We start from the raw sequence: 14,886 nt of genomic DNA, 5'->3' as shown, positions 1-14,886 counted from the left end.
ATTCCGGTCAGATCAACAGGCCCGCCGCGCCTTCAAGTTGCAAAAGGGCAACCTTGGCCTCGATTCCGCCGCCACCCGAAAACCCGCCCGGACCGTTTTCTCCGGCAGTCAGAAGACCGTCACGTGGCGCAACTTTCAACGTTCGGGTTTGGCGTTCTTTCGCCGCACCGGTTCGGATCAAGCCAGATCGCCGATACGACCTTCGATCGCGGCGGCGACGAAATCATCGGGGTCAGCGGTGAATGCCGACCAGAGCCGAAAATGATCTGTGTCGCGGAAGTGTATCCGCTGCAGACCCCGATGAGAGATCTGGATGATATCGGCTTCTGGCACTGCCATCAGAATGGGAGAATGCGTTGCCAGGATTACCTGCGAGGTTGCTTCCGACTGGATTTCGCTCAGGAAACGCAGAAGCTCGGCCTGTTTGCGCGGAGACAAAGCTGCCTCGGGCTCATCAAAAAGGAAAACGCCCTGTTCGCTCATCCGGTCAAGGATCATCTCGACGAACCCTTCACCATGTGAAAACCCAAGGTAGTTCTTCGCTGTCAAACTACCGACAGCAGCAAAACCCTGCGCCTTGAGAAACCATCCCCGGCCTACCTTTGGCAGCCACCCAGCGCGAAGATGCGCGGCCAGTGCTTCGGCGTCTTCGGCGTCTTCCGACAGATCGTTGCCTTTCCATGCCCCTCCGCCTGATGCCCCAAACCCGGACAGCGCGGCAATGGCTTCAAGCACGGTTGACTTTCCAGATCCGTTTTCACCCACAATGATCGTAACCGGTTGTTCGAAAAGGAGTTCGAAGTCGGGATCAAGCCAAGGGAGCGTGAACGGATATCGCTCCGGCAGCGGCACCTCAGGCTCCCGCAGCCGGATTGATCGCAAGAAAGGCGCGGGCAAGCGCGTTTCGCGTCGCCCGCGCACCATGACCTAGCCCAATGCCTCGTCGCAGCGGGCGCAGGTGCCCGCGTGGCTGTGGCGGCCCACGTCGGGCAGGATCTTCCAGCAGCGCTGGCATTTCTCGCCCTCGGCCTTTTCAAAGACCACGCCGATCCCGTCGACTTCCGGCAAGCGGAAGGCTTCGGCGGGGGCCGGGTCGGTGGTGACCGAAATGGCCGAGGTGATGCAGAGATCGTCAAAGGCGACGGTCTTCAGCACCTCGACCGTTTCCGCGTCCACATGGACCACCGGGGCCGCTTCCAGCGAAGCGCCGATGACCTTTTCGGTCCGCTGCACCTCGAGCGCGCCGGTGACAACCCGGCGGGCGCGACGCACCTTGGCCCATTTCGCGGCCAGCGGTTCGTCCAGCCAGTCGGCGGGGGTGTCCGGGATATCCACAAGGTGGACCGAGCTGTCGTCACCCGGGAACCGTTCCAGCCAGACCTCTTCCATGGTGAAGGTCAGGATCGGGGCGAGCCAGGTCGTCAGCCGGTGGAACAGGATGTCCAGAACCGTCCGCGCGGCGCGGCGGCGCGGCGTGTCCCCATCGCAGTAAAGTGCATCTTTGCGGATGTCGAAGTAGAAGGCCGACAGGTCCACGGTCGCAAAAGTGAAAACCGCCTGGAACACGCCCTGGAAGTCATAGGCGGCGTAGCCGCTGCGAACCTTGTGGTCCAGTTCGGCCAGACGGTGCAGCACCCAGCGTTCCAGTTCCGGCATCTCCGCCGGGTCGATCCGGTCGCTTTCGGAGAAGTCGGCAAGGCTGCCCAGCATATAACGCATGGTGTTGCGCAACCGGCGATAGCTGTCGGCGACCCCTTTCAGGATCTCCGGCCCGATCCGCAGGTCGGCGGTATAGTCCGACTGCGCCACCCAAAGACGCAGGATATCGGCGCCATATTGTTTGACGACCTGTTCCGGCGCGATGGTATTGCCCAGCGACTTGGACATCTTCATGCCCTTTTCATCGAGCGTGAAGCCATGGGTCAGCACGCCGCGATAGGGCGCGCGCCCCTTGGTGCCGCAGGCCTGCAGCATCGAGGAATGGAACCAGCCCCGGTGCTGGTCGGTCCCTTCCAGATACAGGTCGGCCAGCCCGTCGTCAGACCCGTCTTCCCGATCGCGCAGGACAAAGGCGTGGGTCGAGCCGGAGTCGAACCAAACGTCAAGGATATCAAAGACCTGTTCAAAGTCATCGGGGTTGACGATACCGGACAGGAACCTGTCCTTCGCCCCGTCGGCATACCAGCAATCGGCGCCTTCGGCCTCGAACGCCTCGGCGATGCGGGCATTCACCGCCGGATCGCGCAGCAGGAACTCCGCGTCCGTGGGCAATGCCCCCTTCTTGGTGAAACAGGTCAGCGGCACGCCCCAGGCCCGCTGCCGCGACAGCACCCAGTCGGGCCGCGCCTCGATCATGGAATAGAGGCGGTTGCGCCCGGTCTGCGGCGTCCATTGCACCAGCTTGTCGATGCTGGTCAGCGCCCGCTCCCGGATCGTGGTGCCATAGTCGTCCTGCCCATCGCCGACGGGCCGGTCGATCGCGGCGAACCATTGCGGCGTGTTGCGGAAGATGACCGGGGCCTTCGACCGCCAGGAATGCGGATAGCTGTGGGTCACGCGGCCACGTGCGATGATACCCCCCGCCTCGACCAGCTTGTCGATGACGGCGGGGTTGGCCTTGCCCTCTTTGCCCTTGGCATCAAAGACCTGAAGCCCGGCAAAGAACGGCACATGCGGCAGGAACTCGGATTCCTCGCCGACGTTGTGGGTCATCCGGTCCATCCAGCCCCGCTTGACGAAGCAGTCATAGTCGTCGGCACCGTGGCTGGGGGCCGTGTGGACAAAGCCGGTGCCCGCGTCGTCGGTGACATGGTCGCCGTCGATCATCGGAACATCGTAGTCCCAAAAGCCGTTCGCGCCCTCCATCCCTCGGAAGGGGTGGGCCAGCGTCAGTGCGCCCAGCTCGTCGGCGGTCACATCGCGGACGCGGGTAAACTCGGTGACGCGCGATTTCGTCAGCGCATCCTCGGCCAGCGCGTCGGCAAAGACATAGAGGTCGCCCGGCGCGGTCCAGCTTTCGTCCTGCGTGCCATCCACCCGATACAGCCCGTAGGCGATGGAGGGGTTATAGGCCACAGCCTTGTTCGACGGGATGGTCCAAGGGGTGGTGGTCCAGATCACGACACGGGCCTGAAGCAAGTCCGTATCAAGACAGGCGCCCGTGTTCGGGAAGTCCGCCGCAGAGGCGACCCGGAACGGCACCCAGATCGTGTGCGACTTGTGATCGTGGTATTCGATCTCGGCCTCGGCCAGCGCGGTCTTTTCGACCGGCGACCACATTACGGGCTTGGAGCCCTGATAAAGCGTGCCGTTCATCAGGAACTTCATGAATTCCTCGGCGATGACGCGCTCGGCGTGGAAATCCATCGTCAGGTAAGGCCGATCCCACGTGCCGGTGACGCCCAGACGTTTGAATTCCTCGCGCTGCACGTCGATCCAGCCCTCGGCGAACTTGCGGCATTCCTGCCGGAAGTCGATCACCGGAACCTCGTCCTTGTTCTTGCCCTTGGCGCGATACTGTTCCTCGATCTTCCATTCGATGGGCAGGCCGTGGCAATCCCAGCCGGGGATATAGCGGGCATCGCGGCCCATCATCTGCTGCGACCGGACGACCATGTCTTTGAGGATCTTGTTCAGCGCGTGCCCGATGTGCAGATGCCCGTTGGCATAGGGGGGGCCGTCGTGCAGGGTGAAGGGCTTGCGCGACCCGTCCTTGGCCTTCTCGCGCAGCTTTTCATAGATGCCGATCTGCGCCCAGCGCTCCAGCCAGCCGGGTTCGCGGTTCGGCAGGCCCGCGCGCATCGGGAAATCGGTTTTCGGAAGGTTCAGCGTGTCTTTGTAGTCGGGGGTATCGGCGCACATGGGTGGCGTCCTTTGTCCTTGATCGGAAAGGGTCTGGTTGGGGCGGTGCGAGGTCTCAGACACCTTTGCCCGGCGTCTCTGGCTGTCAGAGCGCCGGGTGAATAATTCGAATGATGATCGGGGTCCGTTGCATCATGGGCAGGCTTATAGGCGCGGCGGGCCAAGGGGACAAGGGGCGCGGGCCTGCGTCAGCCTGTCGTGTTGCCGCGCCCGGAAAAGAGGCAGAGCCTGCCCCGCGAAAGGACCTGTGATGACCGCAACACTCCCCCCGAGGTTCGATGTGACGCCCGACCAGATCAACCAGGTCGTCGCCACGTTCTATGACAGCGTCCGCCGCCATCCGGGCCTTGGCCCCGTCTTTGCCGCCCATGTCACCGACTGGCCCACGCATGAGGCCAAGATCGCCCGGTTCTGGCGCAACGCGATCCTGTTCGAACGGTCCTATGACGGCAACCCGATGCAGGTGCACCGGGCCGCCGGAAACGTCCGCCCGCCGATGTTCGATGTCTGGCTTGGCCTGTTCGACAGCGTGCTTCGGCTGGAACTGCCCGAAGACACCGCCGCCGCATGGTCGGCCCTTGCCCACCGGATCGGGCGCGGGTTGCGACTGGGGCTGGAGGCCGATCTGCCGGGCGCCGTGCCGCGCCTGAAATAGTGCCTTTGCGTGAACCAAGCCGCCCGCTAGGGTTGCACGAAAAGGGGTGAGCGATTGAACAGGTTATCCATTGGCATTGCGGGCGGGGGGATTGGCGGACTGGCCGCTGCCGCACTTCTGTCCGACCTTGGCCATCGCGTCACCCTGCTGGACCAGTTCGATACCCCCGCGCCCGTCGGATCGGGTCTTGTGATCCAGCCTGTCGGTCAGGCGGTGCTGGACATCGTCGGGGCCGGACCCGCCGCGCGCGGCTGGGGCCGCGCCGTGCACCGGATGCTGGGACATGAAGGCGAGGCCGGGCGCATTGTTCTGGATGTGTCTTATGACCGGTCGGGCAAGGGCTGGCACGGGTTGGCCATTCACCGGGCCGCGCTGTTTAAGGCCCTGTTCGATGCCGCGATGGCGCGGCCCCTGACCCTTGTGACCGGGGTGCGGATCGCCGGACGAGATGAAAAGAGCTTGCTGGACACCTCGGGTCGCCGACACGGCCCGTTCGACCTGATCGTCGATGCAACCGGTGCTGGGTCGGCCCTATCCCCGCTGCGGTCGCGCCCCCTGCCCTACGGCGCGATTTGGGGCGTCGTGGACTGGCCCGCGACCAACCTGCCAAGCGACGAATTGCGGCAATGCTACCGCCGCGCCAGCCGGATGATCGGGGTTCTGCCGATTGGCTTGCTGCCGGGGGACACAACGCGAAAGGCCGCCGTCTTCTGGTCGCTGCCCGCGGGTGGCCATGCCGATTGGCTGGTCGGCGGGATCGACAGCTGGAAGGCCGAGGCGATCGGGCTTTGGCCCGAGGTCGCGCCCTTCCTTGGCCAGATCACCGACCCGGCCCAGATGACCATGGCCCGCTATTCCCATGGCACCCTGCGACAACCCTTTGCTGACGGGATCGCCCATATCGGCGACGCGGCGCACCGCACCTCGCCGCAGCTTGGGCAGGGGGCGAATATGGCGCTCTTGGACGCGCTGGCCCTTGCGCGGGCGCTGGAGCGGCACCGCCATTGCCTTCCCGACGCGCTGCGGGCCTATGGACGGGGGCGGCGCTGGCATGTGGCCACCTATCAGGGGATGAGCGCGGCCTTCACCCCGCAATACCAATCTGACAGTCGCAGCCTGCCCGTGCTGCGCGATCACCTGTTGGCGCCGCTGTCGCGCGTCTGGCCGATCCCGCCGGTTCTGTCGGCGCTGGTGCGGGGCACGATGCTGCCCGCGCTGGGAAGCCTTGGCCCGGTCAGCCCGACCGCCCGAACAACCCAGTCAACGCCCGCTTCACCACCCCGCTGACCGAGGGGCGCTTGCCCGCTGAAAACGGCAGCGGACGGCAGACCTCCATCGCGGCAACGCCGACGCGGGCGGTCAGGGCGCCGTTGATCACCCCCTCGCCAAAGCGGCGCGAGACCTTGGACAATACCCCGCCCCCGGCGACCGACCCGATCAGGTCGTCGCCCACGGCCACAGCCCCGGTCGCCACAAGATGGGCAAAGACCGCGCGGGTCAGTCTCCAGCTGCCCAAGGTGCCGGACCGACCGCCGTAGATCTCGGCGATCCGGCGGATCATGCGCAGGTTCGCCGTCAGCGCCGCGAACAGGTCGGCCAACGCCAGTGGCACAATGGCCGTGACCGTGGCGACCTGACGGGCGGCGGCCTCCACCTCGGCCCTTGCGCGGGCATCAAGTGGCTCCAGAACCGTATCTTCCGCCAGCCGCAAAAGCCCGTCGGCATCCAGAACATCCCCCTGCCGCTCTGCCAGTCGGGCGCGGCCCCAGTCTGTGTCGGGCCGCCGGTCGTAAAGGCGGGTCAGATCACCCACCACCCCACGCGCCGCGGCAAGCTGGCCGCTGGCAAGCGCCGCATCGGCGGCCTTTTGAATGCGGTCCACTCGGCGCAACCGCCCAAAGGCCGCCAGTTCGCGCAGGGCGACCAGCGCAAGGATCGCCAGCACCACGACCAGAAGCACCGTCGCGATCCCGCCAAGGATCGGCGACCGCGCGATCAACCCGGTGACATAGTCATAGGCGGCCAGCGAGGCGGCGAATGTCAAAAGCGACAGAAGGCTGCCCCAGAACCACCGGACCAGCCGCGACGGCCTGCGCCCGGCAAGGGCGGCAACCTGTTGCATCGCAACCCCCTGCGGCACATCGGTCAGATCGGGCACCGGCGCGGCTTCTTCCACCTTCGGCGCGGGCGCACCCTCCTCCATTTCGATCAGGACCGGCCCCTTTGCGGCCTCGCGCGTCTTTGTCATAGCCGATCTCCGATCAGGAACTGGGCTGCCTTATCAAGCCGGATATGTGGCGGGCCATCGCCCGGTTTCAGGGTCAGGGGCTGGGGCGCGAATTGCATCACGGCATAGTCCTCGTCCAGCCACGCCTTGGCCCCGTCACGCGCCGGAGACAAAAGATGGGCCGGGTCTTCAGGCAGTGCGCCGGGGTGGAAGGCCGCGACCTTGCCGCTGTCAAGCAGACGGCCCCGGACCACATCCAAGGGGGCGCCGCCGTGATCCACCCGATCCTCGACTGTGGTGCGCAGGGCCGCGATGGACATTGCGGCGGTGTCAGCGCCGGCGAAATCGGCGCGGTCCTTCGCCTCGCGCAGCAGCGCCTCGGTGATGGCGGTCAGCTGCGGGTGTTGGGCGTGGTGCAGATGGTCTGCCTTGGTCGCAGCGAACAGGACCTTTTCAACCCGTCGCCCGCGCAGCAGCCGGGTCAGCCATGCGTTCCGCCCCGGCCGGAATGCCGAGAGGATTTCAGCCATGGCGTGGCGCAGGTCTTCGACCGCGCGCGGCCCGGCGTGGACCGCCCCCAGCACGTCCACCAGAACGATCTGCCGGTCGATCCGGGCAAAATGATCGCGGAAGAAAGGTTTGACCACGTTCTTCTTGTAGCTTTCAAACCGCCGTTCGAATTCGCGATACAGGCTGCGCCGCCCGGTCCCCGGCGTGGCCGGCAGGGGCGCAAAGGTCAGCACCGGTGACCCTTCCAGATCACCGGGCAACAAAAACCGCCCGGGCGAGCAATCCGAATATCCCGCATCCCGCGCGACATGAAGGTGCGCGGTGAAGGCATCGGCCAGCGATTGGGCCACGGGTTCATCAAGGTTGGCGGCGGGATCTATTGCCGCCAGCGCGGCGCTGACCTCCGCCCCGCCGGGCCGGTCGCCGATCCGGGACAGAACCCCGGCGGACCAATCGGCAAAGCTTTTGTCCAGAAGGGACAGGTCCAGAAGCCATTCACCGGGGTAGTCGACGATATCCAGATGCACGGTCCGCGGCCCGGACAGGCCGGACAAAAGCCCGGTCGGCTGAACCCGCAGCGACAGGCGCAGTTCGCTGATCCGGCGGGTGCCGTCGGGCCAGCGCGGCTCTGGCGCGGTGAGCCGGGCAAGGTGGTCTTCATAAGGAAAACGCGGGATCGTGTCGTCCGGTTGCGGCTGAAGATAGGCTGTGCGGATCGCGCCGTTGGCGGCGGCGACAAGCTGCGGCATCCGGCCCCGGTTCATCAGGTTGGCGACCAGCGAGGTGATGAACACCGTCTTACCCGCCCGCGACAAGCCAGTGACGCCCAGCCGGATAACAGGGTCCGAAAAGGGGGCTGTCAGGGTCTCGGCCACGGCGTCCACCGTCCGGCTGATCCCGTCTGCAATCGTGCCAAGTGCCAAGTTGCGCCCCTTTCGGCCTGTGTTCCGCCCAAGATAGGCATCTCCCCCGACCCTGTGTAGGGATTGATTTCGCGCCCACCTCCCCCTATGGCGCAGAAATGCCCCGCTATGCCCTTAAAATCGAATACCACGGCGCGCCCTTTGCGGGCTGGCAGCGTCAGGCCGACCAGCCATCGGTTCAGGGCGCGGTCGAGGCCGCGCTGGCGCGGCTGGAGCCGGGTGAGCATACCATCGCCGCTGCTGGCCGGACCGATGCAGGCGTTCACGCCACCGGGCAGGTCGCCCATTGCGATCTGGCCCGCGACTGGGACCCGTTCCGCCTGTCCGAGGCGCTGAATTTTCACCTCAAGCCCGCCCCGGTCGCCATCGTGGCCTGCGCCCCCGTGGCCGATGACTGGCACGCCCGGTTTTCCGCGGTCGAGCGGCGCTATCAGTTCCGGCTGGTCGCCCGCCGCGCGCCATTGGTGCACGAGGCCGGGCTGGTCTGGCAGGTCAAAAACCGGCTGGACCGGGCGGCGATGCAGTCCGGGGCCGACCGGCTGATCGGGCTGCATGATTTCACCACATTCCGGTCGTCGATCTGTCAGGCGGCAAGCCCTGTGAAGACGCTGGATGAATTGCGGGTCGAGGAAATTGCGCGGTCCGATGGCGGGCAGGAGTTTCAGTTCCATCTGCGCGCCCGGTCGTTCCTGCACAATCAGGTCCGCAGCTTCGTCGGCACGCTGGAACGGGTCGGCGCGGGGGCATGGACGCCCGACGATGTCACCGCCGCGCTTGACGCCCGGGACCGCGCGGCCTGCGGCCCTGTCTGCCCACCGGAGGGCCTGTATCTTGCCGGGGTGTCCTACCCCGTTGATCCCTTCGCCGCCTGAACTGACAGCCGCCGATCTTCACCATTTTGTGGTCGGCAAAGCCTTGCCGATGGGGGTTTCCCCATTTTCTTCGGCTCTACATAGGGTATCAAGGCCACAAGGGTCCGAAAGTGGCCCAAGGCACCGGACGGAGCGGAATATTTGGCACGATTTGCCCCCATGCTTGCACTTGCCGCGGGTCTGATGACCGCGGCCCCCCTGCCCGCGCAGGATGTGCAGTTTCGTCTGACCACCGAAGATGCGGGTCTAAGGGGCACCTTGCGGCTGGCGTCGCTGACCGCGGAACTGGCGGCAGAGGGCACGGGAACGCCGCAGGACATCGTGGCGGCGGCGCAGGCCGATTATCGGCGGATGCTGACCGGTCTTTATGCCGAAGGCTATTATGGCGGCGCGGTGTCGATCCTGATCGACGGGCGCGAGGCGGCGGGGCTTGCCCCGCTGGATGCGCCCGCCACCATTGGATCGGTCGAAATTCGGGTGACGCCGGGACCGCGCTTTCGCTTTGGTCAGGCGGAAATTGGCCCGCTTGCGCCGGGCACCACCCTGCCCGAAGGCTTCCGGCCCGGCGCGGTTGCCCGGTCCGACATGGCCCGCGCGGCAGCGATTGCCGCCGTCGATGGCTGGCGCGACGCGGGTCATGCCAAGGCAACCCCGGACAGTCAGGACATCACGGCGGTCCATGCCGAAAACCGGCTGGATGTGTCTATCGGGATCGACCCCGGCCCGCGCCTGACCTTCGGCCCGCTGATCCCATCAGGCAATGTCGCCGTCCGGTCGGAGCGGATCGTCGAAATCGCGGGCCTACCCGAAGGCACCGTTTTTTCGCCCGAGGAAGTCTCGCTTGCCGCCCAGCGGTTGCGCCGCACCGGCGCGTTCAGCGCCGTCACCCTGACCGAGGCGGAAAACTACACCGCCGACTACTCCCTTCCGATCACCGCGCAACTGGCCGAGGAAAAACCGCGCCGGTTCGGATTTGGCTTGGAATATTCCACGGTCGAGGGGCTGGGCCTGTCCGGCTACTGGATGCACCGCAACCTGTTTGGCGGGGCGGAAAACCTGCGGGTCGAGGCCGATATCTCGGGTCTGGGCGGGGAAACCGGCGGCACCGACTACCGGCTTTCTGCGGATTTTCGGCGTCCCGGCACGCTGCACCCCGACAACGATCTCCTCATCGGGGCCAGCATTGAACGGCTGGACGAACCCGACTTCTTCCTTGACCAGATCGCGCTGGAGGCCGGGTTTGCCCGCCGGGTCAGTGCCCAGCGCACGGCCAGCGGGGCCATCGGCTTTGTCGCGGCCACGGTCGAGGATGATCTGGGCAGCCGCAGCTACCAGCTTTTGACGCTACCTCTGACCGGCACCGAAGACCGGCGCGACGATCCGCTTGATCCCGCTTCGGGCTTTTACCTGTCGTTGGATATCACCCCCTTCCTTGGCTTTGGCGACGCAGGCAGCGGCGCGCGGATCTATGCGGACGGGCGGGCCTACCGTAGTTTCGGGGCCGACGACCGGGTGACATTGGCGTTTCGCGGGCAGTTGGGCTCGGTCCTTGGCACCGGCCTGTCCGACAGCCCTTCGGACTACCTGTTCTATTCCGGCGGCGGCGACACCGTGCGCGGCCAGCCCTATCAATCGCTCGCCATCGACCTTGGTGGCGGCAATGAAATCGGCGGCCTGTCCTTTGCCGCCGCCTCGGTCGAGGCGCGGGTCAGCGTGACTGACAGGATCGGTCTTGTCGGCTTCTACGACGCGGGCTTTGTCGGCGACACGGCGACCCCGTTCGACAGTGGAGACTGGCACGCGGGCGCGGGCGTGGGGATCCGATACAACACCGGGTTGGGTCCGATCCGGGTGGACCTTGCCACCCCGGTCACCGGGCCAGACGCGGGCGACAGCCTGTCGTTCTACGTTGGCATCGGGCAGGCCTTCTGATGCGGCGCGCGGTATTTGCCCTTTGCGTGGTGGCCAGCCCCGCCCTGTCGCAGGATACGGCAGAGGCGGACAAGGGCTATATCACCACCTTCCTTGAAGAAAACCTGTCCGGCGCGGGCCGCGTCATCACCATCGACGGGTTCGAAGGCGCGCTGAGCGCCGAGGCCACGATTGCCAGCCTGACCATCGCCGACGATGTCGGGGTCTGGCTGCGGATGGAGGACCTGACGCTGGACTGGTCCCGTTCGGCGCTTCTGGCGGGACGGGTGGATATCACCGAACTGTCCGCCGGGCTGATCGCGATTGACCGGCTGCCCAACACGGACCCCGACGGCCCAACGCCCGAGGCAACCCCCTTTGCCCTGCCGGACCTGCCTGTCTCTATCGACATCGAAACCCTTGCCGCCACCCGGATCGAACTGGGCGCCCCCATTCTGGGTGAGGCGGTGGCGGTGGGGTTGAACGGCGCTGTTTCCCTTGATGGCGGCGCCGGCAGCGCGCAGGTGAGCGCCGCGCGGCTGGACGATGGGCAAACCGGGCAGTTTGACATCGACGCGGCCTTTTCCAATGAAACCCGCCAGCTTGACCTGTCGCTGATCCTGAACGAAGGCCCCGGCGGCATCGCGGCGCGGCTTCTGGACCTGCCGGGGCTGCCCTCGGTGGGGCTGGAAATCGTGGGCAGCGGACCCCTTGCCGGGTTCGGCGCGGACCTACGGCTGCAAACCGATGGGGCGCCGCGCCTGACCGGCCGGTTCGACATGACGACCGGTGCCGCAGATGCTGAAACGCCGAATGCGCAGACCTTCGCATTGGACCTGTCGGGGGATGTGACGGCGCTGTTCCTGCCCGATTATCGTGATTTCTTTGGGCCAGAGGTCAGCCTTGAAACCCATGTGACCCGGTTTCCGTCCGGGGCGGTGGACCTTGAACGGCTGCACCTGTCGGCCCGAACGCTGGACCTGACCGGCACCGCCCAAATCGGCGCTGAAGGCTGGCCCAGCGCCTTTGATCTCTCCGGCACCCTGGGCGATGGAACCGGCGCGCCGGTCCGTCTGCCCCTCTCGGGCGACCCAACAACCGTGACCGGCGGCACGCTGTCCCTGTTCTTTGACGCGGCGCGAGGTGACGAATGGGGCCTGACCGCGGACCTGAGAGGGCTGTCGCGCCCCACCCTGTCCGTTGACACTGTCCGGCTGTCTGGCGGCGGCATCATCGAAACCGGAGAGGGCACGGCATTGGGCCGCCTGACCGCCGATCTGGCCTATGACGCACAGGGCGTGTCCCTTGCCGATCAGGGGATGCAACAGGCGCTGGGCGATGGTCTTTCGGGGGTTCTGTCGCTGCGCCATGCAGAAGGCGAACCAACTTTCATCGACGAATTGACCCTTGACGGCCCCGGCATCGCCCTTTCCGCGCGGGCCGAGATCGCGGGCGCCGATGAGGATTTCGCCATCGACAGTTCGGTCAACCTTGCCGCCCGCGACATGGGGCGGTTCGCCTCTCTGCTGGGGCAGGACATTGGCGGGGCAGCGGACGTGACAATCGTGTCGCGCGTGATCCCGACATCGGGTGCGATCCGGGCCTTTGTGACCGGGGATACCGCAGACCTTCGGGTTGGATTTGCGCAGGTCGATCCCCTGCTGGACGGGGCCGGGCAACTGTCGGTCATGGCGGTGCGGGACGCCGATGGTGTGCGGCTGGACGGGCTTTCGATCACGACCCCTCGGGCCGAGATCACCGGTTCCCTGTCGCTGACCAGCGCCGAGACCAACGCCGATATCCGCATGGCACTGGCCGACATCGCCGATATCGACGCGCGGCTGGAAGGACCTGCCGTTCTGACCGCGACCGCCCGGCGCGCGGCCAGCGGTCTGGGCCGGATCGAGGCGGAGCTGCAATCGGGTGCTGACCGGGTCACAGTTCTGGCCGACCTGCCGGACACCGAAACCGGGGCGCCGATCCGTGCCGACATCGCGGCCAGCCTGACCGATCTGAGACGACTGGCCGGGGTCACGGGGCAAGACCTTTCTGGCGCGATAACTGCCACGCTCTCAGGCACGCTGTCCGAAGATTTCAGCACCTTCGACATGGCGCTTTCTGCAGAAACCCGATCCCTGCAAAGCGGGATCGCTGTGATCGACCCGCTGCTGCGCGGCGCGGGCCGGGTTTCGACCCGGATCAGCCGGGCGGCCTCGGGGCGGATCGACCTGCCCGAGATCGAGATCGTGACCCCGGCGGCCAGCCTGTCGGCCACCCTGTCAACCTCGGCCGAGGGCGCGGGAACGGGCCGGTTCGACGCACGACTTGCCGATGTGGCACTTCTGGCCCCGGATTTTAGTGGCCCGGCCAGCGCAACAGGCAGCGCCCAACGCGGGGCCGACGGGGTCTGGACGATCACCGCCGATGGCACCGGGCCGGGGGGCACGACCATGGCCCTGTCCGGCACCGCGACCGAAGACCCGGTCCTGAACCTGTCAGCGACGGGATCGGCCCCGCTCGGCCTGTTGAACGGGATGCTGGCCCCGCGCCGGCTTGGCGGGATCGCCCGCTATGACCTGCGGCTGTCCGGCCCGCCGGCATTGGCCTCCCTGTCAGGCACCGTCACCACCGACGCCGCCCAGTTGTCGGCCCCGACCCTTGGCCAATCCATCAACCAGATCGCGGCCACGGTCGACCTGTCGAACGGGTCGGCCCGCATCGACCTAGCCGCCGCGCCGGAGACCGGCGGCCAGCTTGCCCTGCGCGGGACGGTGGGCCTGTCCGCGCCGTTCAACGCTGCCCTGACGGCGGAGGCAGTGAATTTCGTCCAGCGCGACCGGCAGCTTTACGAAACCACGATCAGCGGGGCACTTGGAATCAACGGCCCGCTGGCAGGCGGCGCACGGATCGACGGTCGGCTGACCCTTGGGGAAACCAACCTGCGGGTGCCCTCGTCCGACTTTGGCACCTTGGGTGCCCTGCCAGAAGTGGCGCATGTGGGGGCACCGGCGGCGGTGCGGCAGACGCTGGACCGGGCCGGGCTGACCCTTCAGGGCACGGAACCAGCAACGGGCGGCAGCGGTGGCCCCGCCTATCCCCTTGATATCGTGGTCGAAGCGCCGTCGCGCATCTTTATTCGGGGCCGGGGGCTGGACGCGGAATTGGGTGGCAGCCTGCGGCTGACCGGAACCACCGCGCTGGTCATCCCGCAGGGTCAGTTCAACCTGATCCGGGGGCGGCTGTCGATCCTGCAACAGCGGTTCGACCTGACCGAAGGCTACGCCGCAATCCAGGGCGATTTCGTACCCTATGTCCGGCTTTTGGCCAGCACCCGGGCGGCGACGGGCACCTTGATCAATGTCATCATCGAAGGGGTGGTGACTGAACCGGAGGTCAGCTTTACCTCTTCCCCGGAAATGCCGCAGGATGAAATTCTGGCTCAGCTGATCTTTGGCCGCGACCTGAGCGAGATTTCCCCGTTTCAGGCGGTGCAACTGGCCGGTGCAATCAGCACGCTGGCCGGGCGCGGCGGCGCGGGGTTCGTGGACAATCTGCGGGCCGGCATCGGGCTGGATGATCTGGACGTCACCACCGATGCGGACGGCAATGCCGCCGTGCGGGCGGGGAAATATATCTCGGAAAACGTCTATACCGACCTGACCGTGACCGGCACGGGCGAAACCCGGATCGACCTGAACCTTGACCTGACGCCCGACATCACGGCCAAGGGCGGCGTGTCGAGCGACGGGGAAACCTCGCTCGGGATCTTCTTCGAACGGGATTACTAGGCAGCAAGACCGGGCCGCGCCCGTCCCGGGGTGGGCGCTTTGTTACGTTGGGCCTATGCAGTTCATGGTGCCATCCACCGCCAACGCTGGTGCAATTCGGAACCCCGCAATGCGCCCGCCCTGGGGGCGGGACGGGCGC

Annotated in this window: 9 protein-coding genes and 1 pseudogene; 5 read left to right on the top strand and 5 right to left on the bottom strand. The window is 66.4% G+C overall.

Annotated elements, in window-relative coordinates:
- Positions 1-7 precede the first annotated feature (7 nt).
- The 3 genes and pseudogenes from EU803_RS18810 to ileS all read right to left on the bottom strand — a co-directional run.
- A pseudogene (locus tag EU803_RS18810) lies at positions 8-103 on the bottom strand (cysteine methyltransferase); the annotation flags it as partial.
- 74 nt (positions 104-177) lie between these two features.
- Complete coding sequence (locus EU803_RS12400) at positions 178-852, bottom strand: AAA family ATPase (protein WP_242494358.1); 675 nt, start codon at positions 850-852, stop codon at positions 178-180.
- A 75-nt stretch (positions 853-927) separates the two neighbouring features.
- A complete protein-coding gene (gene ileS, locus EU803_RS12395) occupies positions 928-3,861 on the bottom strand; it encodes an isoleucine--tRNA ligase (RefSeq protein WP_129683246.1) in 2,934 nt (977 codons plus the stop codon).
- A 250-nt stretch (positions 3,862-4,111) separates the two neighbouring features.
- On the opposite strand from ileS, the gene EU803_RS12390 reads away from it, so the two are divergent.
- Both EU803_RS12390 and EU803_RS12385 read left to right on the top strand, forming a co-directional pair.
- Positions 4,112-4,516, top strand: coding sequence for a group III truncated hemoglobin (locus EU803_RS12390; protein ID WP_129683244.1), 405 nt, complete (start codon positions 4,112-4,114; stop codon positions 4,514-4,516).
- A 54-nt stretch (positions 4,517-4,570) separates the two neighbouring features.
- A complete protein-coding gene (locus tag EU803_RS12385; RefSeq protein WP_129683242.1) occupies positions 4,571-5,803 on the top strand; it encodes an NAD(P)/FAD-dependent oxidoreductase in 1,233 nt (410 codons plus the stop codon).
- Here the strand turns inward: EU803_RS12385 and EU803_RS12380 are convergent.
- Positions 5,751-6,764, bottom strand: a complete 1,014-nt coding sequence (locus tag EU803_RS12380; protein ID WP_129683240.1) for a TIGR01620 family protein — start codon at positions 6,762-6,764, stop codon at positions 5,751-5,753. The two genes, EU803_RS12385 and EU803_RS12380, sit on opposite strands and share 53 nt — an antisense overlap.
- Complete coding sequence (locus EU803_RS12375) at positions 6,761-8,176, bottom strand: YcjX family protein (protein ID WP_129683238.1); 1,416 nt, start codon at positions 8,174-8,176, stop codon at positions 6,761-6,763. The genes EU803_RS12380 and EU803_RS12375 overlap by 4 nt, the downstream gene beginning before the upstream one ends.
- A 98-nt stretch (positions 8,177-8,274) precedes the next feature.
- On the opposite strand from EU803_RS12375, the gene truA reads away from it, so the two are divergent.
- The 3 genes from truA (at position 8,275) to EU803_RS12360 (ending at position 14,747) form a co-directional block, all read left to right on the top strand.
- Positions 8,275-9,048: a tRNA pseudouridine(38-40) synthase TruA gene (gene truA, locus EU803_RS12370; protein WP_129683236.1), complete on the top strand. Its 774-nt coding sequence runs from the start codon at positions 8,275-8,277 to the stop codon at positions 9,046-9,048.
- Between the two features lie 183 nt (positions 9,049-9,231).
- The gene (locus EU803_RS12365; RefSeq protein WP_242494357.1) at positions 9,232-10,980 is read left to right on the top strand and encodes an autotransporter assembly complex family protein; all 1,749 of its coding nucleotides are present in this window, start codon (positions 9,232-9,234) and stop codon (positions 10,978-10,980) included.
- Positions 10,980-14,747, top strand: a complete 3,768-nt coding sequence (locus EU803_RS12360) for a translocation/assembly module TamB domain-containing protein (protein ID WP_129683232.1) — start codon at positions 10,980-10,982, stop codon at positions 14,745-14,747. The genes EU803_RS12365 and EU803_RS12360 overlap by 1 nt, the downstream gene beginning before the upstream one ends.
- Positions 14,748-14,886: the final 139 nt, after the last annotated feature.

Origin of the sequence: Loktanella sp. IMCC34160 (assembly GCF_004145845.1) — a bacterium.
In the GTDB taxonomy this organism is placed as follows: Bacteria; Pseudomonadota; Alphaproteobacteria; order Rhodobacterales; family Rhodobacteraceae; genus SELP01.
The sequence above is the reverse complement of the archived record's forward strand: the minus strand, read 5'-3'. Positions and strand labels throughout refer to the sequence as shown.

Excerpts from the sequence above, each read along its gene's own strand:
- ileS (WP_129683246.1), bottom strand. The coding sequence starts at position 3,861 with ATGTGCGCCGATACCCCCGACTACAAAGACACGCTGAACCTTCCGAAA.
- EU803_RS12390 (WP_129683244.1), top strand. The coding sequence starts at position 4,112 with ATGACCGCAACACTCCCCCCGAGGTTCGATGTGACGCCCGACCAGATC.
- EU803_RS12380 (WP_129683240.1), bottom strand. The coding sequence starts at position 6,764 with ATGACAAAGACGCGCGAGGCCGCAAAGGGGCCGGTCCTGATCGAAATG.
- truA (WP_129683236.1), top strand. The coding sequence starts at position 8,275 with ATGCCCCGCTATGCCCTTAAAATCGAATACCACGGCGCGCCCTTTGCG.
- EU803_RS12365 (WP_242494357.1), top strand. The coding sequence starts at position 9,232 with ATGACCGCGGCCCCCCTGCCCGCGCAGGATGTGCAGTTTCGTCTGACC.
- EU803_RS12360 (WP_129683232.1), top strand. The coding sequence starts at position 10,980 with ATGCGGCGCGCGGTATTTGCCCTTTGCGTGGTGGCCAGCCCCGCCCTG.